Source organism: Actinoplanes sp. NPDC051411, assembly GCF_040682075.1.
Taxonomy (GTDB): Bacteria; Actinomycetota; Actinomycetes; order Mycobacteriales; family Micromonosporaceae; genus Actinoplanes.
In genome coordinates, this window is sequence record NZ_JBFBAD010000045.1 from 38,036 (window position 1) to 57,111 (window position 19,076).

The window sequence follows — 19,076 nt, forward strand, 5'->3', positions numbered from 1 at the left end:
CACCGTCCTGAGAGGGTCACCGGCTGAGCACCAGCGCCGAGTTGAAGCCGCCGTCCCCGCGGGCCAGCACCAGGGCGTGCCGCAGCGCGGCCGGCCGCGGCCGAACGGTCACCAGATCCAGCCCCGGCGGCGCCCGCACGCCGACGGTCGGCGGTATCACGCCGTCGCGCAGGGCGAGCAGCGCGGTTGCCACGTCCAGCGATCCGGCGCCCGAATTGAGCCGGCCGGTCATGGTCTTGGGCGCGGTCACCGGCACGCCGCCCGGCCCGAACACGGCGCCCAGCGCTTCCACCTCGGCCGCGTCCAGCTCGGGTATCGCGGCGGCGTCGGCGAACACGACGTCGATGTCGGCCGGGCCGAGCCCGGCGTCGGCCAGGGCCAGCTCGATCGCCCGGCGCAGCGCGGGCGGCCGGCCGGTGTGCGGGGCCGGGTCGAAGGTGGCCGCGTGCCCGGCCACCGTGCCGTAGCCGGACCCCGAGCCGGCCGGGCGGCGTTCCACCACCAGCATGGCGCCGCCCTCGCCCGGCACATGCCCGGCCGCCCGCGGGTCGAACGGCAGATAACAGCGCCGCGGGTCGGCGCTGCGGCTGAGCCGGCCGCCGGCCATCTGACAGACCAGCGCGTACGGCGACAGCGGCGCCTCGGTGCCGCCGACCAGCATCACCGTGGTCTCGGCGCGCAGCGAACGCCGGGCGTGGGCCAGCGCGTCCAGCCCCCCGGCCTGCTCGGCCACCACCACGTCACACGGGCCGCGGGCACCGTTGCGGATGGACACCTGGCCGGTGCTGGCCGCGTAGAACCAGGCGATCGACTGGTACGCACTGACCGGGACCGGCCCGCCGCCCCAGAGCTTCTCCATCTCGTGCTGGCCGAACTCGTTGCCGCCGGTGCTGCTGGCGGTCACCACGCCGAACTCGTACGACGGCACCCGGGCCGGGTCGACTCCGGCGTCGGCCAGCGCCATCGCGGAAGCGGCCAGCGCCATCTGCGTGTAGCGGTCGGTCTGCGAGCGCAGCCGGCCGGGCAGGCAGTCCGCGGCGTCGAAGTCGGGCACCGTACCGGCCAGCGTCGTCGGGTAGCCGCCGGCGTCGAACCGGTCGATCGGGCGGATCCCGCTCTCGCCGGCCAGCGTCGCCGACCAGTACGCGTCGACGCCGATCCCGTTCGGCGCGATCACCCCGACTCCCGTGATCACCGCTTCGGTCATGCCCGTCCTCCGTACCGGGTCAGCACCAGGGCGCTCTGGAAGCCACCGAATCCACTGCCCACGCTCAGCACCGCGTCGAGCCGCCGTTCCCGGGCGACCAGCGGCACGTAGTCCAGGTCGCACTCCGGGTCGGGGACGGTCAGGTTGGCCGTCGGCGGCACCACGCCGTTCTCGATGGCCAGCGCGCAGGCGGCCAGCTCGATCGAGCCGATGGCGCCGAGCGAATGCCCGACCATCGACTTCAGCGAGCTGATCGGCACGCGGTACGCGTGCGGGCCGAGACTCTCCTTGAACGCGCCGGTCTCGTGCCGGTCGTTCTGCGGGGTGCCGGACCCGTGCGCGTTGACGTAGTCGATCCGGGTCGGATCCAGCCGCGCCCGGTCCAGCGCCTGCCGGATGGCCTCGGCCATCTCCCGCCCGGCCGGGTGCAGCCCGGTCATGTGGTACGCGTTGGACCGCGACGCGAAGCCGCTGATCTGGGCGTAGATGTGGGCGCCACGGCGGCGGGCCGCCTCGGCCTCCTCGAGGACGAGTACGGCCGCGCCCTCGCCGAGCACGAACCCGTTGCGCCGGGCGTCGAACGGCCGCGACGCGTGTTCCGGGTCGTCGTTGTCCGGCGTGGTCGCGTTGATCGCGTCGAAGCACGCGGTCGTGATCGGCGAGATCGGCGCGTCGGCCGCCCCGGCCACCATCACGTCGGTGCGGCCCTCGGCGATCAGCTGGGCCGCGTAGCCGACCGCGTCGATACCGGCCGTGCAACCGTTCGAGATCAGCGCGACCGGGCCCTCGGCACCGCAGGCGAGCGCGACCTCACGCGGGATCGTGCTCGGTACGAGATATTCGTACAGATGCGGGGACGCCTGCTCGTGGTCGACGAGCCAGTTGCGGCCCCGGCCGCTGACCGCGAGGTAGTTCTCCTCCAGCCGCATGGTGTTGCCCACCGCACTGCCCAGCGCGACGCCCAGGCGCTCCGGCGGCAGGGAGTCGAACTCGATGTCGCTGTCGGCCATCGCCTCGCGGGCGCTGACCAGGGCGAACTGCACCACCCGGTCGTGGTTGTCGCGGTCCGCCTCGCTGAGCCCGGCGAGCAGCGGGTCGAAGTCGACCTCGGCGGCCACCCGGGACCGGAAACGACCGGGGTCGAACAGCGAGATCGCCCGCGTCGCGGTACGGCCGGACGTCAGCAGCTGCCAGAACGGCTTCGTGCCGATGCCGCCCGGGGCGACCACGCCGATCCCGGTGATGACGACGTCCCGTCCAGCCTCGGACATCAGGCCGACCAGGTGTAGAACGGGTGCGCCGTGGCGTCCGCCGGTCCCTGCCAGGACGGGTGGTACGGCTGCACGTACGGCTTGAGCTGGGTGTTGATCTCGTGCCACAGCGGGTTCTCGCGAACCCGGGCGAGGCCCTCGGCGGCGGGGCGTTCCGACTCGATCAGGTGGAAGTAGAGATCGTGGAACGTGAACAGGGTCCGGCGCCGGACGCCGACCAGGTGCGGCAATTCGGTCGCGTCCGACCTGGTGAACAGGTCGGCGATCCGGTCCAGATCGCCGGGGTCCGCCTTGGCCACGATGAGGGTGCGGTTCACGTCTTCTCCTGTCTGCGAAGGAAGAGATCAGCTGCGCAGTCGGCGGCCGGCGAGCTCGCGGGCGGCGACCGCTCCGCGCAGCGTCTCCAGCTGGCCCTGGGCGGTCGGAGCGAGCAGGGTGAGCCCGAGCGTGGTGACGTTGGCGCGGGCGTACTCGGCCATCCGGGCCGCGACCCGCTCCTCGTCGCCGAGCAGGGACAGCTGGTCGATCAGCTCGAACGGGACCGCGGCGGCGGCACCGGCCCGGTCGCCGGTACGCACGGCCTCGTGGATCCGCGCGGCGGCCGCCGCGAAGCCGAGCCGGGCCGCGACCGCGAAGTAGATGCTGCGCTCCTTGCTGCCCAGGCCGATGAAGTTGGCGAAGTAGGGCCGCAGCGGGGCGGCCGCCCGTTCCGGGTCCTCGTGCATCGACACCGGGATGGACGGCAGCACGTCGAACCCGTCCATGCTCCGGCCGGCCCGGGCCCGTCCCGCGGCCACGTGGGTGAGCGACTCGGCGATGCCGTCCGGTGAGTTGAATACGCCGATCCAGCCGTCGGCGATCTCACCGGTCAGCGCGAGGTTCTTCGGACCCACCGCGGCCAGGTAGACGGGCAGGTCGGCCCGGGTCGCCGCGGCCCGCAGCCAGGCCGGGTCGCCGGTTTCGTCGGGTGGCAGCCGGTAGAACTGGCCGGCGTAGCGGACCGGTTCACCGCGCAGGGCGAGCCGGACCACGTCGACGTACTCCCGGATGCGGCGCAGTGGCCGGTCGAACGGCACGCCGTACCAGCCGAGCGAGACGTCCGGATTGGAGACGCCGAGCGCCAGCCGGAACCGGCCGCCGGAGAGCGAGTCGAGCGTGGCCGCGGTCAGGGCGGTCAGGACCGGCGTCCGGGCCGGTATCTGCATCACCCCGGGGGCCAGCGCGATCGTCGAGGTCCGGGCGGCCAGCGCGCCGAGGACGCTCGGCGCGTCGGACCGGAACCCCTCGGGCACCAGCGCCAGCTCGACCCCGAGCCGTTCCGCCTCGACGGCGACCTCGACCGCGCAGTGGTGGGCCAGGAACACCGCGAGCTTCATCGCCGGCTCTTTTTCGGCCGCGGGGCCACCGCCCGCCCGGGGGGCCTCAGCGCGTTGGATCGCGAACCCCATGCCCACGTCATGAACAGAACCCGCACGACGGCCCTCCCCTGCCCGGAACGGTCACTCGACCGCTCACACCCTGCGCGCGGGCGCTGTGGAACCGCTAGACGCGCGCTCCCGCCCGGCGGCCGGGCCCTAGAAATCCTCGATCGGTCGTCCAGCGGCCAGGTCCTCCAGAAGCCGGACCGTGGCGGCCGGTGTCGGCATGGCCAGCGCCTCGTCGCGCAGCCGCCCGGCCGCCGCCCCATAGCGCGGCTCGGTGAGCAGCTCGTGTACCGCCTTGTCGATTCCGTCCCGGCCGGCGTCGTCGGCGGCGAGATGGATGCCGGCTCCGGTCCGGGCCATCTGCCGGGCGTTGAACTCGGTGTCCGGCAGCGTCGGCACGGCCAGTTGAGGCACCCCCGAGCGCACCGACGCCATGGTGGTGCCGCCGCCGGCCTGGTGCACCACCGCGTCGCAGGCGGGCAGCACCGCGGTCAGCGGGATCGGGCCGGCGTGTACGACGGTGGACGGCAGCTCGCCGAACGCGGCCAGTTGGGAGGTGGGTACGGCCAGCACGATCTCGACGTCCTGCCCGGCCAGCGCGCGGAGCACGTCCGGCGCCCGGTAGGCCGCGTCGATGCCGAGCCCGTGGATGGTGGTGCCCCAGGTGACGCAGACGCGCCGGCGGTCGCCGCGCCGGGTGAGCGCGGGCGGGGCGACCGGGAGCGCGCCGGCGTACCCGATGTAGCGCATGGGCCGGCGCGGCAGGTCGTCGTCCACCTGCATGGCGGTCGGGCACGGGTCGAGCGTCACGGTGCCGGTGATGTCCACATCGGGCACCCCGAAGCGCTCCAGCACCGGCCCGAAGAATCGCTGGGACAGGTTCTGCATCGGGCGGCTGAAGTCGGGCGCCCAGAGCACCCGCGCCGACGGGACCTTCAGGACCGTGGCCAGGATGCCGCCGAGGAACCCGGTCGGCTCGTAGACGATCAGGTCGGGGCGCCATTCCGTGGCGTACGCGTACGCCTCGTCCAGCATCGCCCAGCACCCGTCGAGAACGATCCGCAGCATCTCCCGGCCCAGCCGGTTCTGGGCCTCGTCACGGCGGCGCCCGGCATCCGGCGATCCGCGGCCCTGCCAGCCGCCCCGCCGGCTGAACTCGGCGGCGCCGTCGATCGCGTCCGTGTCCAGCAGCGGCGCGTACCGCTCGCGCAACTGCCGGGTGACGTCGATGTCCGGGCCGACGGCGACGGCCGGCAGGCCGGAGCCGGTGACGACCGGCGCGAACGGCGGGTGGGTGAGGACGCCCACCTCGTGGCCGGCCGCGCGCAGCGCCCAGCCCAGGGGGACCAGCGGCTGGTAGTGGCCGGTTTGCGCCCAGGTCGCGAACAGCACTCGCATCCGGCTACGGTCCGATACGCCGCTAGATTCTCGGTGGCCGCCCCGGCTCCAGCCGGACTCGAAGACGGCCTCGTGAGGCCGCTCAGCGCGCCGCCGGCACCCGAGCGAACAGCCGGGCCGCGTTGTCCCGGTCGATCAGGGCCGCGTCCACCCCCGCCGCGGCCAGGCCGGCGTCCAGGGCGGCGGTGCAGGCGGCGACCGGGCGGGCCGGCGCGGCCGACCAGTCGGTGCCGAAGAGCACCTGCGTCGGCGGCACCGCGGCCAGCAGGCTGGGCAGGGCCGACGGCGCGGAGAGCGCGGTGTCGTAGTAGAACCGGCCCAGATAGTCGTCGAAGACCGCCGGGTCGACGTCGAAGAACTGTTCCCCGAGCAGGCGGACCCGGGAGGCGGCGTAGGGCAGGAAGCCGCCGGCGTGGGCCAGGATCCAGCGGATCCGCGGGTACCGGTCCAGCGTGCGGGTCAGCACCAGGTTGACCGCCGCCCGGGTGGTGTCGAGCAGGAAGTCCGCCAGCACGATCGGCGGGGCGGCGACCGGCCGCCCGGGCAGCATCATCGGGTGCACCAGCACGACCGCGGCCCGCCGGTCGAGCTCCTCGAGGAGCGGCCGGTACGGCTCGGCGCCGAGGTAGTCGCCGGCCGACTGGGCGATCAGCACGATGCCGTCCGCGCGCAGCGTGTCGTACGCGTACCGGACCTCCTCGAGCGCGGCATCGACGTAGGGCATCGGCACCGCGGCCAGCAACCCGAACCGCCGCGGATGGGCCTCGCGCAGTGCCGCGACGGATTCGTTCACCGCGGTGACGAATCCGGCCGCCTGCCGTTCGTCGGCGAAGAAGCCGCCGGGCACCGGATTCGAGAGATATCCGAACCCGATGCCGTTGGCCGCGAACACGTCCCACGTCTCCTCGAGCGACCAGGGCAGCACGAAGGGCGCGTTGACCGATCGCAGCATGCGGGCGATGTCCGGGGTGATGGCGTGCTGGTGCACATCGATGCGTCCGTCCACGTGGTCAGCACATCGCGGCCGCCTCGGGCGCCGCTGGGAGCCCGGCTACAGAGTTTCCCCAGCGTGCCGCGCGATCGTGCACGGACACCTCGGAAAGGACTGGATCGTGACCGCAGTAACCGCACCTGTGACCGCACCCGTCGCCGCCGACCCCGTCGCGATCAAGCGGCTCGGCAACGCGTTCTGCGCGGCCAAGCTGCTCCTGACCGCGACCGAGCTCGGCCTGTTCTCCGCGCTCGACGCCGGCCCGGCCACCGCCGGCGACGTGTGCGCCGCGCTGGAGCTGAACCCGCGCGGGGTCGGTGACTTCCTGAACGCCCTGGTCGCGCTCGGCCTGCTGGAGCGCGAGAACGGCCGCTACCGCAACGGCCCGGCCGCCGCCCAGTTCCTGGTGCGCGGGAAGCCGGGCTACAGCGGCGGCTTCCTGGAGCGGGCGAACCGGATGCTCTACCCGGCCTGGGGCAAGCTCACCGAGGCGTTGCGCACCGGTGCGCCGCAGGCTCCGGCGAACTTCAGCCAGGTGGCCGCGAACCCGGCCGTGCTGAACGCGTTCCTGGCCATGATGGACTCGGTGAACAGCCTGCTCGTTCCGGACATCGACGCGCGCTTCGCATGGGACTCGGTCGGCCGCGTGGCCGACATCGGCGGGGCCCGGGGCAATCTGCTCGGCCGGCTGGCCCAGGCGCACCCGAACCTTCGCGGCACGGTGTTCGACCTGCCGACGGTGGCCGAGCCGGCCGCCGAGCACCTGGCCTCCCTGGGCGTCGCCGACCGGGTCGTCTTCCGGCCGGGCGACTTCTTCACCGACGACCTGCCGGCCGCCGACGTGATGATCATGGGGCACGTGCTGCACGACTGGTCACCGCAGGAGCGCCGCCGGCTGGTCGCGAAGTGCTATGCGGCCCTGCCACCGGGCGGCGCCCTGCTCGTCTACGACGCCATGCTCGACGAGGAGCCGGCCGATCTCAGCAAGCTGCTGGTCAGCATCAACATGCTGCTGGTGACCGAGGGCGGCTCGGAATACCCGGTCAGCGAGTGCGTGAGCTACCTGACCGACGCGGGGTTCACCGGAATCACCTGCCACCCGCTGGGCGCCGACAACACGCTGGCCATCGGCTACAAGTGACCGGGTCGACGGGCTATCCGACGTGGACGTACTCCGCCCGGCGGGCGATCTCGTCCAGCAGCGCCGCCTGCCGCAGCGAGGCGTCCCGCAGCTGCGGCAGGTCGTCGCCCTCGGCGACCGCGGCGGCGAACCGGCGGACGATCAGCGCGAACTGGTCCGCCGGGGCCAGCACGATCTCCTCGCGGTGGTCCTGCCGCTCGACCCGGATCACCGGCTGGTGCGTGGACGGCGGCGTGAAGACGCGGTCCAGCATGAGCCGGCCCGTGCTGCCGTTGAGCTCGTAACTCGTCCGGTAGGAGTGCTCCATGCCGAAACACAGCTGTGCGGTCACCCCGGCCGGGTCGGCGAGCAGCACACTGCCACCCAGCACGACCTCGCGAGCCCGGTCGGCCCGCACCACCGCTCCTGCGACGTGCACGGCGGGCCCGAGGAACCGCAGCGCGGCCCGCACCGGATAGACGCCGATGTCGACCAGCGCGCCACCGCCCACGCCGGCCTGGTAGCGGATGTCACCGGGCGGCTTGGGCGGGATGGTGAACGCGCTGGACATCGACCGCAGTTCCCCGATCGCACCCGCGGCGACCAGGCCGGCCACCCGGTCGTGCTGCGGGTGGTGCACGAACATCATGTTTTCCAGCAGGACCAGTTGCCGGGCCCGGGCCAGCTCGAACAGCCGCTCGGCGGCGACCGGTTCGGTGGTCAGCGGTTTCTCCGCCAAGACGTGCCTGCCCGCGAGCAGGGCCCGCTCGACCCACTCGGCGTGCAACGCGGCCGGCAGAGGGACGTACACCGCCTCGACGTCGTCCCGCTCCAGCAGCCCGGCGTACCCGTCGACCGGGACGCCGCCGAACCGCTCGGTGAACCGCTTCGCCTTCGCCGGGTTCCGGCTGGCGATGGCGGCCACTTCGATGCCGGGGTCGGCGGCCATCGCGGGCAGCGTGCGCCGCCAGGCGATGTCCGCGCACCCCAGGATCCCGAACCGCACCGGTCCCGCGTCCGGTCCGGTCCTCACGCTATCCACATCGACCTCCGCGCCTCGGTCGATTCCGGCGACCATTGCTCGCGGCCGCGCTCCAGCAGGCCGACCAGGCAGGTCAGCAGGCACCGGGCGGCGACGTTCACGGTGTTGCCGAACCGAACGAACGTAATGATCTGATCCAGCGTCATCCAGCAGTAGTCGTCGGGTACGTCGAGGTCGAAGTCCTCGCCGACATCGACGATGAGATACCGGTTCTCGGCGCCGAAGAACCGGCCACCCTCCTCGGAGTGCACCACGTCCACCAGCACCCGCGACGCGTCGGCGGCGAGCAGCTCGCCCAGGTACCGCGGCGGCGTCAGGCCGGTCGGCGCCGCGTAGTTGACCGGGTTGCAGCTCACCGTGGCACCGACCTCGACCACATCACGCGTGCCGGCCTCGGTCCGGGCGCTGGTCAGCAGGTGGTAGACGCCGCCCACCCGGCGGGCCAGGAAGCCGATCACACCGCGGCCCACCGGTTTCAGCAACGGCTGCGACCACTGCCGGACCTCACGGTCCGAGGCGGCGACGTGTACGCCGATGACCGAGAAGTAGCGGCCGGTGTCGTGCACCAGCTCGCCGGCGCCGGTCCAGTGCCACCTCGGCACCGACCGCAGCGGGATCGGGCGCTGCGTCAGGTGATAGCTCGAGCGGGCCTCGGACAGCCAGCTCAGCACGTGACCGAAGGGATACAGGGAGGGGCCCTCCGGATGTGGCGCCCGGGTCGGCCCGAGCGACTCGACGAACAGGATGCCGGAGAGGACGGTCCGCGCGTCCATGTTGATCAGGTTCGGGTGTTGGAGCAGTTGAGCGATCTGCGTGACGCTGAGCCAGCAGAACCCGTCGCGGGCCGGTACGTCCGCGTCGACCTGGACGATCATGTTGCGGTTGCGCTTCTTCAGGAACCACGAGCCCTGCTCGGACTGCAGCGCGTCGAAGACGATCCGGCCGCGCCGGGGCGCCACGAAGTACTCCAGGTAGGGCACATCGCTGCCGCCGTGGACCCGCGAGTAGTTGCTGCGGGTCGCCTGCACGGTCGGCGAGACCTGCACCAGGTTGATGTTGCCGGGCTCCATCTTGGCCTGCATGAGGCAGTACACCTCGCCGTCGAGCACCTTGACGAGGAGTCCCAGGATGCCGATCTCGGACTGGATGATGATCGGCTGGCGCCATCTGCCGGAGTCGCGATGGTCGGTGACCACGTCGAGGCCGGAGACGGAGAAGAACCGGCCGGTGTCGTGCACCAGGTTCCCGCTGTCCGGATCGATCCGCCAACCGGGCAGATCGTCGACCCCGGTGCGGGTCACGACGTTGGACTGACGGACCGTCTGCTCGGCGAACCAGTCGTGGAAGTCGGCTAGCCGTGTGAACATGTGCTACCTCCGTGGGTGCGGTCACCGGCGGCAGGCCGCACCGGCCGGCGGACCCGGATCACCGGGACCGCCGGCCGGCCGAGCGAGGACGCAGAGAACGGCGGGAAGAGAGCGCGCACGTCGCGGCCCGTCAGCCGGCGACGGGCTTCTGCAGCACGACCAACTGGCTGACCACGGGGTAGAGCACGCTGAGGTTGTACACGTTCTGGTTGGCCTTGGCCGCGATGCGATCGGCGTCGAACTCGGGGAACCCGTACAGCTCGGCCGGGTCGCCGTGGACCAGCTCCATGCCGGAGTTCTTGACCAGCGAGTACACGTTGATGTTGGTGCCCCAGTAGTTGCGTTCGAGCACGCCGAACGGCGGCAGGTCGAAGAACAGGTCGATCGAGAGCACGGCGCGTCCGCCCGGCTTGAGCAGCTTGCGCATGGCCGCCACCATGTCGCCCGCCTCCTGCTGGTCGACGTGCTCGATCACCGAGATGGCGAAGAGCCGGTCGAACGATTCGGGCTCCAGATCGGCTTCCTGCAGACGCTTCTCGATCAGCGTGACCCGGGAGTCGAAGAAGGACAGGAAACGCTGGTGCAGATCCCGCGCGGTGTTCGACTGGTTCGGCCGGTGCGTGGTCGTCCACCGGCTGTCCTCGGGCACCGAGGGATCGACGTTGTAGACCTCGCAGCCGGCGTCGGACAGGGTCACCTGGAAGCCGCTCAGCCAGCCGCCGACGTCGATCACGCGCATCCCCGGCCGCAGCTCGGCGATGTGGAACGCCCACGGGTACTCGTAGATCCGGGTCAGGCTGTTGCGCTGGAAGCCGAACGGCCCGTAGCGCTTGGGGTCCTCGTCGTCGAACCGGTGCCGGACATCGAGCGAGTTCTCCACGGTGTTGCCGAACGGAGCGCCGTATCTGGCGTTCCACAGTTCGTATTCCTCGGGAAGTTTGCTGGTGGCGATCACGGATCATCCCTTCCGCTCGGCGAGGCGTCACCGATGGTGGACCGGCCGGATGGTGGGCGACTGGTGCTGAGCTCGAAATCGCCTCGTAGCAGCGCGAGACCGGGCGGCCCGCGCCCGAGAGGTTCTCTAGAACCGTGCGGTGAACTTCGGCGGTGACCGAGCCGAAGGGTGAGGTGAGGTGCTGATGGCCACACCGACCATGGAAGTCGACGCCCGGGGCCGGACGATCCACCGGGCCGCGGTGATCGGAGCCGGCGGATTCATCGGCGCGCGCCTGTCCATGGCGCTGGCCGATGAGCACGTCGACACCGCCTGTTTCACCCGGACCGCCCGGGCGCTGGACGACGCCGACGAGCTGAGCTATGCCCTGACCCGCGCGCCGGTCGTCTACTACCTCGCCAGCAGCATCAACCCCGCCCTGGGCGAACGCTACCCGGAGCGGGCGGAGGCCGACCGGCACGCGTTCGCCCGGCTGCTCGCCCGGTTGGCCCGCCGGGACGAGCCACCCGCTGTCGTACTCACCAGCTCGGGAGGCACCGTCTACGACCAGCGGGTGGCACCGCCGTACACGGAGGATTCACCGGTCCGGGCGGCCGGTCACTACGGCGCGGCCAAGCTGGCGCTCGAGGAGGAGCTGCACGCGTACGCCGGCCGGATCCCCGGAGTCATCCTGCGGCTGTCCAACGCCTACGGCCCCGGTCAGCTGGCCGGCAAGGGCCAGGGCGTGCTCGGCTACTGGATGCGGGCCGCGCTCGACGGCCAGCCGCTGGTGGTCATGGGCGACCCGGCCAGCAGCCGCGACTACGTCTACATCGACGACGTCGTGGACAGCATGCGGCGGGTCGGCGACCTGCTGCGGGCCGGGCCGGTCGTCTCCGGCGAGCCGCTCGTGCTGAACATCGGCTCCGGCGTACGGACCTCCCTCGCCGAGCTGATCGACGTGGTGCTCACGGTGCTGGGCCGGGACGTCCCGGTGCGGTACACGGCGGGCCGCGAGCTCGACCGCAAACATGTCTGGCTCGACGTGAGCCGGGCCTACGAGAAGGTCGGCTGGCGCCCGGCGACGCCGCTGACCGAGGGCGTCATCGCCATGTGGCGCTGGACCCGCGAGCGCGGATCGGCGCCGACCTCCCTGTCCGTCACCACAGATGGAGCCCAGCAGTGGCACTGACCGAAGCCATGGCCCGCGCGGGCCAGAACCTGATCAGCAACACCGCCCCGAACGGCAAGGCGTACTGGGCGGGCCGATTCTGGGACCGGGACGCCGCCGAACGGCACCCGGTTCTGGCCGGGGACTTCCTCAAGCAGAAGGACACCATTGCCGACTATCTCGACAAGTACGGCCAGGACGCGGAGGACTCGATCGAGTTCGCCTGCGGCACCGGCGAGTTCACCCGGCTGACCGCGGAACACACCGACGTGCGCTCGATGCGCGCGATCGACATCTCGGCCCAGGGCCTGCGGATCGCCGAGAGCCGGGTGCGGCACGACAACATCACGTTCCAGCAGGCCGACTTCTGGAACGAACACGACTTCCCGCCGGCCGACCTGGTGCTGTGCATCGACGCCATCCACCATCTGGGCCACATCGGTGACGTGGTGCGGCACATCCACAAGTGGGTCAAGCCCGGCGGCATCTTCATCGGCAACCTGTTCACCGGCGACAACTTCCACGAGTTCGAGCGCAAGCGGTACGGCGCGGCCCAGCACCTGTGGCGGACCAGCCTGTTCTTCGGCACCGCCGTGATGATCAAGGTGTCCGGCGGCCGGCTCTACACCGGCTCGCACCGTACCCAGCTGCTGCCGACCGCGACGAGCGAGCAACTCGTGCGCGACGTCTTCCCGGACGTGCTCGAGATCAGCCGGGACCCGTACTTCACCGCGTTCGTGGCCCGGGCCTGAGCCATGCGGATCCTCGTCACCGGGGGCGCCGGATTCATCGGCCGGCGGGTGGTGGGCCTGCTCACCACCGCCGGGCATGGCGTCCGCGTGCTCGACGCGCTGCTCCCGGACACCCACAGCGAGCAGCAGCCGCCCCGGTTCCCCGATGGCGTGGAGTTCATCGAGGGCGACCTGCGCGACCCGGACACCGTGGCGCGTGCGCTCCGGGGGATCGAGCTGGTCAGCCACCACGCGGCCGTCGTCGGCCGGGGCCGGGAGATGCTGGACGCCCCGCACCACGTGTCGTGCAACGATCTCGGCACCGCGAACCTGCTCGCCGCGATGACCGGCGCCGGCATCGGGCGGCTCCTGCTGGCCGGCACCGTGGCCATCTACGGCGACAGCAACTACGACTGCCCGGAGCACGGCCGCGTGAAGCCGCCCCGGCGTACCCGGGCCGACCTCGACCGCGGACGCTTCGAACCGCGGTGCGGCCGGTGCGGCGCCGACCTGCGGGACTCCGCGGTCACCGAGGACGACGTCGTCGACCCGCCGCGGAACATCTACGCGATCACCAAGTTGACCCAGGAATACCTGTGCGAGGCGTGGGCGCGCGAGACCGGCGCCCAGGCCATCGCGCTGCGGTACCACAACGTCTACGGACCCGGCATCCCTTACCAGAGCCCGTATTCCGGAGTGGCCGCGGTGTTCCGCAGCGCGGTGGCGCGGGGCGAGGCACCACAGCTCTACGAGGACGGCAACCCCACCCGCGACTTCGTACACGTCTCCGACGTGGCCGCCGCGACCATGACCGCGCTGACGCTGGACCGGCCGGGCTACCGCGCCTACAACGTCGCCTCCGGCATCCCGCACAGCATCGGCGACGTGGCCCGGGCGCTCTCCGCGGCCCGCGGCGGCCGGCCGCCGGTCGTCACCGGCCAGTACCGCATCGGCGACGTCCGGCACATCGTGGCCAGCCCGCAGCGCCTCATGCGGGAGACCGGATGGCGCCCGGCCGTGGACTTCGAGTCCGGCATGAAGGAGTTCGCTCACGAGCCGATGAGCGGCGGACCGGAGGGCTGACCCGGTGGCGTTACGAGTGATCATCGCCGGCGCCGGCATCGGCGGACTCTGCGTCGCGCACGGACTGCGCGGAGCCGGTGCCGAGGTGACGGTCTACGAGCGGGACCCGGCGGCCGCGGCGCGCGGCCAGGGCTACCGGCTCCGGATCGACCGGCACGGCACCGGCGCGCTGCGCGACTGCCTGCCCCCGGAGCTCTACACCCGGTACGAGCAGACCGCCAATCCGCCGTACGAGTCGGTCGGTGCGGTTTACAACCATCACCTGGAACTGCTCTACCGGCACGCCGAGCGGTCCGGGCGCTGGGATCCGGCCACCGCGGCCCGCGGAGTGCACCGGCTGACGTTGCGCGAGGTGATGCTCGGCGGGCTGGGCGACACGGTCCGGTTCGGCGCCGAGGTCACCGGCTTCGACGCCGGGCCGGACGGCGTACGGGTACGGCTGGCCGGTGGCCGCACCGACACCGCGGACCTGCTGGTCGGCGCGGACGGGCTCGGCTCGGCGGTCCGGCGGGGTCTGGTTCCCGAGGCCGAGGTGGTCGACACCGGTTTGCGTGCCATCTACGGGATGACCCCGCTCGACCCGGCGTTGACGGCCGCGTTGCCGGCCGCGCTGTTCGGCGGCTCCTGCCCGGTGCAGGGCCCGGAACGGCGGACCCTGGCTCTCGGCTCGTATCAGCCGGTGACGCCGCCGGACCGGTTCGGCCTGACCGCGGTGCCGGAATACATGAAATGGACGATGGTGGCGCCGCTGCACACGTATTCGATGGCCGAGCCCGACTTCTGGGCCGCGTCACCGGAAGCGTTGCGGTCGGAAGCACTCCGGTGCGTCGCGGGCTGGCATCCGGCGCTGGTCGACCTGGTCCGCCGCTGCCGCCCCGAGGTCACCTTTCCGCTGGCCATCCGGGGCGCCGCGCACCTGCCCGAACTGCCGGCCGGCCCGGTGACGCTGATCGGGGACGCCATACACGCCACCACACCGGTCGGCGGCACCGGCGCGAACACCGCGTTGCGCGACGCCGCTCTGCTGACCGCCCGGCTCCGCGAGGTGGCCGGGGGCGCGAGCCTCGGCTCCGCGCTGGCCGCCTATCAGCGAGAGATGCGCGAGTACGGCGCGGCCGCGGCCCGCAGCTCGCTGCGCGGCGCGGAGGTCATCTTCCGGTGCGACCCGGTGCCGATGTGAGCACCACCAAACAGAAGTGAGGTATGGCCATGTCGAACTCCACCCGCCCGCCCGGCGTCCCGCCACGGCCGGCCGAGCGCCGGATCGCCGACGCCCAGCGGACCCTGCGCAGCGAGCGGCACCTCTGGCTGGCCACCGCCGCGGACGGCACACCGCATCTGGTGCCCCTGGCGTACGTCTGGAATCACGACGAGTTGGTCTGCGTCACCAAGGAGGCCAACCGGTCGGTCCGCAACGTCGTCGCCTCCGGCCGGGCGCGCGCGGCGGTGGGCACCGCCCGCGACGTGGTGCTCGTCGACGCGACCGTGACCGTCGCCGAGCCCTCCACTGTGGATCCGGTCGTGGCCGCGGTGCTCGATCGCCTGCCGCTGAACCCGGCCCGCGTGCCCGGCGTCGTGGTGTTGCGGCTGCGGCCGTACCGGATCCTCGCCTGGCGCGAGCTCTCCGAGATGCCGGACCGCGTGATCATGACCAACGGCCGATGGCTCACCGACGAGCGCGCGCCGGCGATGCCCGCGAGCTGATCCGGCCGACAGTCGCGCGCCGAGCGGAGGAAAGACACATGGACCGACCCTCGCGATACACCACACGAATTCTGGAGGACCTGACGTTCGTCCTCATGGGCTACTGGTTCTACATCCCGCACGAATGGCTCGCCGAGTCTCCCGCCGACAACCACCAGCGAGTCACCGACCAAGCCGACGACGTGCACGACCGAACCGGCGGCTCCCACTCGACTGAAGAGGTTGGCTGATGAAGGGAATCATCCTCGCCGGAGGGCGGGGCACCCGTTTGCATCCGTTGACGCTGGCCGTCTCCAAGCAGCTGCTGCCGGTCTACGACAAACCGATGATCTACTACCCGCTGTCCACGCTGATGCTCGGCGGCGTCCGGGACATCCTGGTCATCTCCACGCCGGTCGACCTGCCGCTCTTCCAGCGCGTACTGGGCGACGGCGGCGAGCTCGGCCTGCGGATCAGCTACGCGGCTCAGCCGCAGCCGGCCGGCATCGCGGACGCGTTCCGGATCGGTGCCGACTTCATCGGCGACGACCAGGTCACCCTCATCCTCGGGGACAACATCTTCTACGGCAGCGGCCTGCCCGGAGTCCTGCAGGGCAGCATGACCTACGCCGAGGGCTGCACGGTCTTCGGCTACGACGTGAGCGATCCTCGCAAGTACGGCGTCGCCGAGAAGGACGAAGACGGCCGCCTGATCGACATCGAGGAGAAGCCGGAGCACCCCGTCAGCTCGGAGGCGGTGACCGGACTGTACGTCTACCCGAGCGACGTGGTCGACATCGCCCAGAGCCTCAAGCCCTCGGCCCGCGGCGAGCTGGAGATCACCGACGTGAACCGCGTCTACATCCGCCAGGGCCGGGCGCGCCTGGCGTCCCTGGGCCGCGGCTTCGCCTGGCTCGATGCCGGCAGCCACGACGGTCTGCTCAATGCCGGGCTGTTCGTCCAGGTGATCGAGCACCGCCAAGGCGTCCGCATTGCGTGCCTGGAAGAGGTCGCCTACCGGATGGGGTTCATCGACAATCAGGCCTGCTACTCGCTGGGCGAGAAACAGCGGAACTCCGCGTACGGCCGCTACGTCATGGACGTCTCCGGCCTCCGGGCCTGACCCCGGCCGACCGGTTCGTCCCGCGTGCTCGTGCCGATCGAAGGGCGCCGCACGCCGCCACCCTCAGCCGCGGGGTGGCCGGCGCCCGGCGGTCGGTCATCAGCGGGGCTTCACCGCGACGCGGCCCTCGTCCATCCGGATCAGGAGCAGCGGAATGTTGGTCTCCTCCAGCCACTCGTCGACGGCCCGCTTGGCGCCCTCCCACCAGCCGTAGTCGTCGAGCAGCAGAACGCCGCCCGGGACCAGCCGGTCCCACAGGTGCTGGAGCTCGTGCCGGGTCGACTCGTACCAGTCGGTGTCCAGCCGCAGAATGCTGATCTGCTCGGGGAGCGAGTCGCCGGGGATCGTGTCCTCGACCTTGCCCTTGTAGTAGTGGATGCGCTCGGCCGGATAGGGGGCCTGGGCCATGGTCTCCCGCACATCCTCGAGCGACGCGTACGCCCAGACGCCGGAACTCTTGTCGCTCGCGGCCAGCATCTCGGCGGCGCTCTTGCCGTCGTGCCGCTTGTCGTGCTCGGTCGGCTCGCTCATGCCCTCGAACGTGTCGTACAGATGCAGGTCGCGCGTGGTGTCGCCGTTCTCGATCAGGGTCTTGGCGATGGTCAGCATGCTGCCGCCGCGCCACACCCCACACTCCACCACGTCGCCCGCGATCTGGTGCCTGACCACGTACCGGACGGCGAGGATCAGCGCGTTCAGCTTCTCCGGCGAGGTCATGGTCCACGGCTTGACCGAGCGGATCATGTCCCGGGCTTTTTCGTCGAAGTCCGCCGGGAACTTGATCTCCGGCGGGGCGGCCGGCTTCGGCTCGGCCTTGACCACCGGTTTGGAGGCCGGCTTGGGCGCGGTCGGCCGGGGCTTATGCAACTCGTACCCGGTGAGGCCCAGCAAGACTCGGTTGACATTCCTGCGCATTGTCACGTGGCGTAGGGTAACCAGGTTCATAGCTGATGAACAGATTTCAGATCTGAGATGTCCCTGGCGTGTCCGTCGGGCGCCCCCATTTCGGAGAGAGGCGCTTGTCGTCGCAACCACGGTATCTTGAGCCTGGTGGCTATGACTGTCGAGATGGTCGTGCCGGCCTGGATGCATCAGCAGGTCACGGCCGAGCAATACGCGTCATGGACAGAGGGCCAGTGTGCGGGCATCGAGATCGTCGATGGGATGGTCCGCGCGAGTCCGAGCGCGTCCAAGCGGCACAACCGCCTGGCCCGGCTCCTGGCGAACGCCTTGGATCGCGCCGCGGGGCCGGACTGGAACGCTGACACCGACTTCGACGTCCGGCTTCAGGACGTGCCGCTGAACAACCGTCGCCCCGACGTGACGGTGTACCGGGCGGAGACCATTGACGTCACACCGACACGGCCCGAGCATGTGCTTCTCGTGGTCGAGGTGGTCTCACCCGGCTCGGAGACGACCGACCGGGTCGTCAAGGCTGATCAGTACGCGAGGGCCGGCATCCAGTTCTATTGGCGTGTCGAGCAGGCGGCCACTGGTGCGCCTCTCGTTTACACGTACGTTCTCGACCCGGCGACCGGCCGCTACCGCGACAGCGAAATCTTTACCGGCGTCGTCAAACTGGCCGTGCCGTTCTTCGTCGAAGTCGATCTCGGCCAGATCTGATTTCCGTCCACCTCGCCGGCACCGGCCCGGAGATCGGCCGGTTAATGCGATTCGCTTTTCCATACGGGGATCGGGAACTCGGCCCACACGTGTTTGGTGTGGTCCTCGACGTACCAGCCGAGGTCGTCGGCGATGTCGTCGGCGAGGTGCAGCCCGACCCCACCCGGCGTCGATGATGAGGTCTCCCGGGCGACCGGCGGGTCGTCGACGTCGTGGTCGATCACGTACAGCAGGAACACGTGTTCGGTCCGGTGCAGGCGTACCTGGGTCGGCGGCCGGGCGTGGGTCAGCGCGTTGGTCGCCAGTTCGGTGGCCACCAGGGCGATCTTTTCCGGGATCTCGTCGAGCACCCCGCCCTCGGGCATGGGCTGACCGGTCAGCGCCGCGTACAACGAAGAGCGCAGGCTCTGCAGCTGGGTGGCATCGTCGAGAACCCAGCACTGAACGGGCGTGCCGACACTGTCCGGCCGGGAGGCAACTCTCATCACCATGCCCGTTCTATGCCCGGCTTGAGGGAGACGTATTCCGAGCCGCACCGGCTCACAGGGTGATTCGGCCCATCAGCGTGTTGAGCATCGGTCGCCTGAAGCGAGAGCGGACGGCCGCGTCACCCCGGAGTGAACGCCAAACGGCGGCCCGCTGGAACCAGCGGGCCGCCGTTTGGTCAAGCGTGGATCAGAGCGGGCGGATGTTCTCCGCCTGCGGGCCCTTCTGGCCCTGGGTGATGTCGAACTCCACCTTCTGGTTCTCGTCGAGGCTGCGGAAGCCGCTCGTCGCGATGGCGGAGAAGTGGGCGAAGACGTCGGCGCCGCCGTCGTCCGGGGTGATGAAGCCAAAGCCCTTGTCGGCGTTGAACCACTTCACGGTGCCTGTAGTCATGTCTGCTCCTATGCAGGGTTGTTCGAGAC

Annotated in this window: 21 protein-coding genes; 9 read left to right on the plus strand and 12 right to left on the minus strand. The window is 71.2% G+C overall.

Features of this window, described 5'->3' with window-relative positions; genetic code table 11:
- Positions 1–16 precede the first annotated feature (16 nt).
- The 6 genes from AB0M88_RS24640 to AB0M88_RS24665 form a co-directional block, all read right to left on the minus strand.
- The gene (locus tag AB0M88_RS24640) at positions 17–1,207 is read right to left on the minus strand and encodes a ketosynthase chain-length factor (protein WP_364105991.1); all 1,191 of its coding nucleotides are present in this window, start codon (positions 1,205–1,207) and stop codon (positions 17–19) included.
- Entirely contained in the window at positions 1,204–2,478 is a 1,275-nt protein-coding gene (locus AB0M88_RS24645; protein ID WP_364105993.1) for a beta-ketoacyl-[acyl-carrier-protein] synthase family protein, read from the minus strand. The genes AB0M88_RS24640 and AB0M88_RS24645 overlap by 4 nt, the downstream gene beginning before the upstream one ends.
- A complete protein-coding gene (locus AB0M88_RS24650; RefSeq protein ID WP_364105995.1) occupies positions 2,478–2,795 on the minus strand; it encodes a TcmI family type II polyketide cyclase in 318 nt (105 codons plus the stop codon). Before AB0M88_RS24650 ends, AB0M88_RS24645 begins: the two co-directional genes overlap by 1 nt.
- 27 nt (positions 2,796–2,822) lie before the next feature.
- Positions 2,823–3,854, minus strand: a complete 1,032-nt coding sequence (locus AB0M88_RS24655) for an LLM class flavin-dependent oxidoreductase (protein ID WP_364105997.1) — start codon at positions 3,852–3,854, stop codon at positions 2,823–2,825.
- 198 nt (positions 3,855–4,052) lie between these two features.
- A complete protein-coding gene (locus AB0M88_RS24660; RefSeq protein ID WP_364105999.1) occupies positions 4,053–5,300 on the minus strand; it encodes a nucleotide disphospho-sugar-binding domain-containing protein in 1,248 nt (415 codons plus the stop codon).
- Between the two features lie 82 nt (positions 5,301–5,382).
- Positions 5,383–6,306, minus strand: a complete 924-nt coding sequence (locus tag AB0M88_RS24665) for an amidohydrolase family protein (protein WP_364106001.1) — start codon at positions 6,304–6,306, stop codon at positions 5,383–5,385.
- 106 nt (positions 6,307–6,412) lie between these two features.
- On the opposite strand from AB0M88_RS24665, the gene AB0M88_RS24670 reads away from it, so the two are divergent.
- Positions 6,413–7,432 (plus strand): methyltransferase, encoded by a 1,020-nt coding sequence (locus AB0M88_RS24670; protein WP_364106003.1) that lies wholly within the window; start codon positions 6,413–6,415, stop codon positions 7,430–7,432.
- A gap of 13 nt (positions 7,433–7,445) precedes the next feature.
- On the opposite strand, the gene AB0M88_RS24675 is transcribed toward AB0M88_RS24670, so the two are convergent.
- The 3 genes from AB0M88_RS24675 to AB0M88_RS24685 form a co-directional block, all read right to left on the minus strand.
- A complete protein-coding gene (locus AB0M88_RS24675; protein ID WP_364106005.1) occupies positions 7,446–8,444 on the minus strand; it encodes a Gfo/Idh/MocA family oxidoreductase in 999 nt (332 codons plus the stop codon).
- Positions 8,441–9,820: an NDP-hexose 2,3-dehydratase family protein gene (locus AB0M88_RS24680; RefSeq protein WP_364106007.1), complete on the minus strand. Its 1,380-nt coding sequence runs from the start codon at positions 9,818–9,820 to the stop codon at positions 8,441–8,443. Before AB0M88_RS24680 ends, AB0M88_RS24675 begins: the two co-directional genes overlap by 4 nt.
- Before the next feature lie 130 nt (positions 9,821–9,950).
- The gene (locus tag AB0M88_RS24685) at positions 9,951–10,775 is read right to left on the minus strand and encodes a class I SAM-dependent methyltransferase (RefSeq protein ID WP_364106009.1); all 825 of its coding nucleotides are present in this window, start codon (positions 10,773–10,775) and stop codon (positions 9,951–9,953) included.
- A gap of 184 nt (positions 10,776–10,959) precedes the next feature.
- Here AB0M88_RS24685 and AB0M88_RS24690 point away from each other — a divergent pair, with 184 nt between their 5' ends.
- Genes AB0M88_RS24690 through rfbA form a run of 7 tightly spaced genes read left to right on the plus strand, consistent with a single transcriptional unit; the run spans position 10,960 to position 16,545 of the window.
- Positions 10,960–11,946, plus strand: coding sequence for an NAD-dependent epimerase/dehydratase family protein (locus tag AB0M88_RS24690; protein ID WP_364106011.1), 987 nt, complete (start codon positions 10,960–10,962; stop codon positions 11,944–11,946).
- Positions 11,937–12,677, plus strand: a complete 741-nt coding sequence (locus AB0M88_RS24695) for a class I SAM-dependent methyltransferase (protein WP_364106013.1) — start codon at positions 11,937–11,939, stop codon at positions 12,675–12,677. The genes AB0M88_RS24690 and AB0M88_RS24695 overlap by 10 nt, the downstream gene beginning before the upstream one ends.
- Before the next feature lie 3 nt (positions 12,678–12,680).
- Complete coding sequence (locus tag AB0M88_RS24700) at positions 12,681–13,739, plus strand: NAD-dependent epimerase/dehydratase family protein (protein ID WP_364106015.1); 1,059 nt, start codon at positions 12,681–12,683, stop codon at positions 13,737–13,739.
- A 4-nt stretch (positions 13,740–13,743) separates the two neighbouring features.
- On the plus strand, positions 13,744–14,919 hold the full coding sequence (locus tag AB0M88_RS24705; RefSeq protein ID WP_364106017.1) for an NAD(P)/FAD-dependent oxidoreductase: 1,176 nt from the start codon (positions 13,744–13,746) through the stop codon (positions 14,917–14,919).
- Positions 14,920–14,948: 29 nt separating this feature from the next.
- Positions 14,949–15,443 (plus strand): pyridoxamine 5'-phosphate oxidase family protein, encoded by a 495-nt coding sequence (locus tag AB0M88_RS24710; protein WP_364106018.1) that lies wholly within the window; start codon positions 14,949–14,951, stop codon positions 15,441–15,443.
- Between the two features lie 38 nt (positions 15,444–15,481).
- The gene (locus tag AB0M88_RS24715; protein WP_364106020.1) at positions 15,482–15,673 is read left to right on the plus strand and encodes a hypothetical protein; all 192 of its coding nucleotides are present in this window, start codon (positions 15,482–15,484) and stop codon (positions 15,671–15,673) included.
- Positions 15,673–16,545, plus strand: a complete 873-nt coding sequence (rfbA, locus tag AB0M88_RS24720) for a glucose-1-phosphate thymidylyltransferase RfbA (RefSeq protein WP_364106022.1) — start codon at positions 15,673–15,675, stop codon at positions 16,543–16,545. Before AB0M88_RS24715 ends, rfbA begins: the two co-directional genes overlap by 1 nt.
- Before the next feature lie 99 nt (positions 16,546–16,644).
- Here rfbA and AB0M88_RS24725 read toward each other — a convergent pair whose 3' ends face one another.
- On the minus strand, positions 16,645–17,460 hold the full coding sequence (locus AB0M88_RS24725; RefSeq protein WP_364106072.1) for a TylF/MycF/NovP-related O-methyltransferase: 816 nt from the start codon (positions 17,458–17,460) through the stop codon (positions 16,645–16,647).
- A 153-nt stretch (positions 17,461–17,613) separates the two neighbouring features.
- Between AB0M88_RS24725 and AB0M88_RS24730 the strand changes: the two genes are divergently transcribed.
- Positions 17,614–18,168 (plus strand): Uma2 family endonuclease, encoded by a 555-nt coding sequence (locus AB0M88_RS24730; RefSeq protein ID WP_364106024.1) that lies wholly within the window; start codon positions 17,614–17,616, stop codon positions 18,166–18,168.
- A gap of 41 nt (positions 18,169–18,209) precedes the next feature.
- Here AB0M88_RS24730 and AB0M88_RS24735 read toward each other — a convergent pair whose 3' ends face one another.
- Both AB0M88_RS24735 and AB0M88_RS24740 read right to left on the minus strand, forming a co-directional pair.
- Complete coding sequence (locus AB0M88_RS24735) at positions 18,210–18,659, minus strand: ATP-binding protein (protein WP_364106026.1); 450 nt, start codon at positions 18,657–18,659, stop codon at positions 18,210–18,212.
- A 184-nt stretch (positions 18,660–18,843) separates the two neighbouring features.
- A complete protein-coding gene (locus tag AB0M88_RS24740) occupies positions 18,844–19,047 on the minus strand; it encodes a cold-shock protein (RefSeq protein ID WP_360417608.1) in 204 nt (67 codons plus the stop codon).
- Between the last annotated feature and the right edge of the window lie 29 nt (positions 19,048–19,076).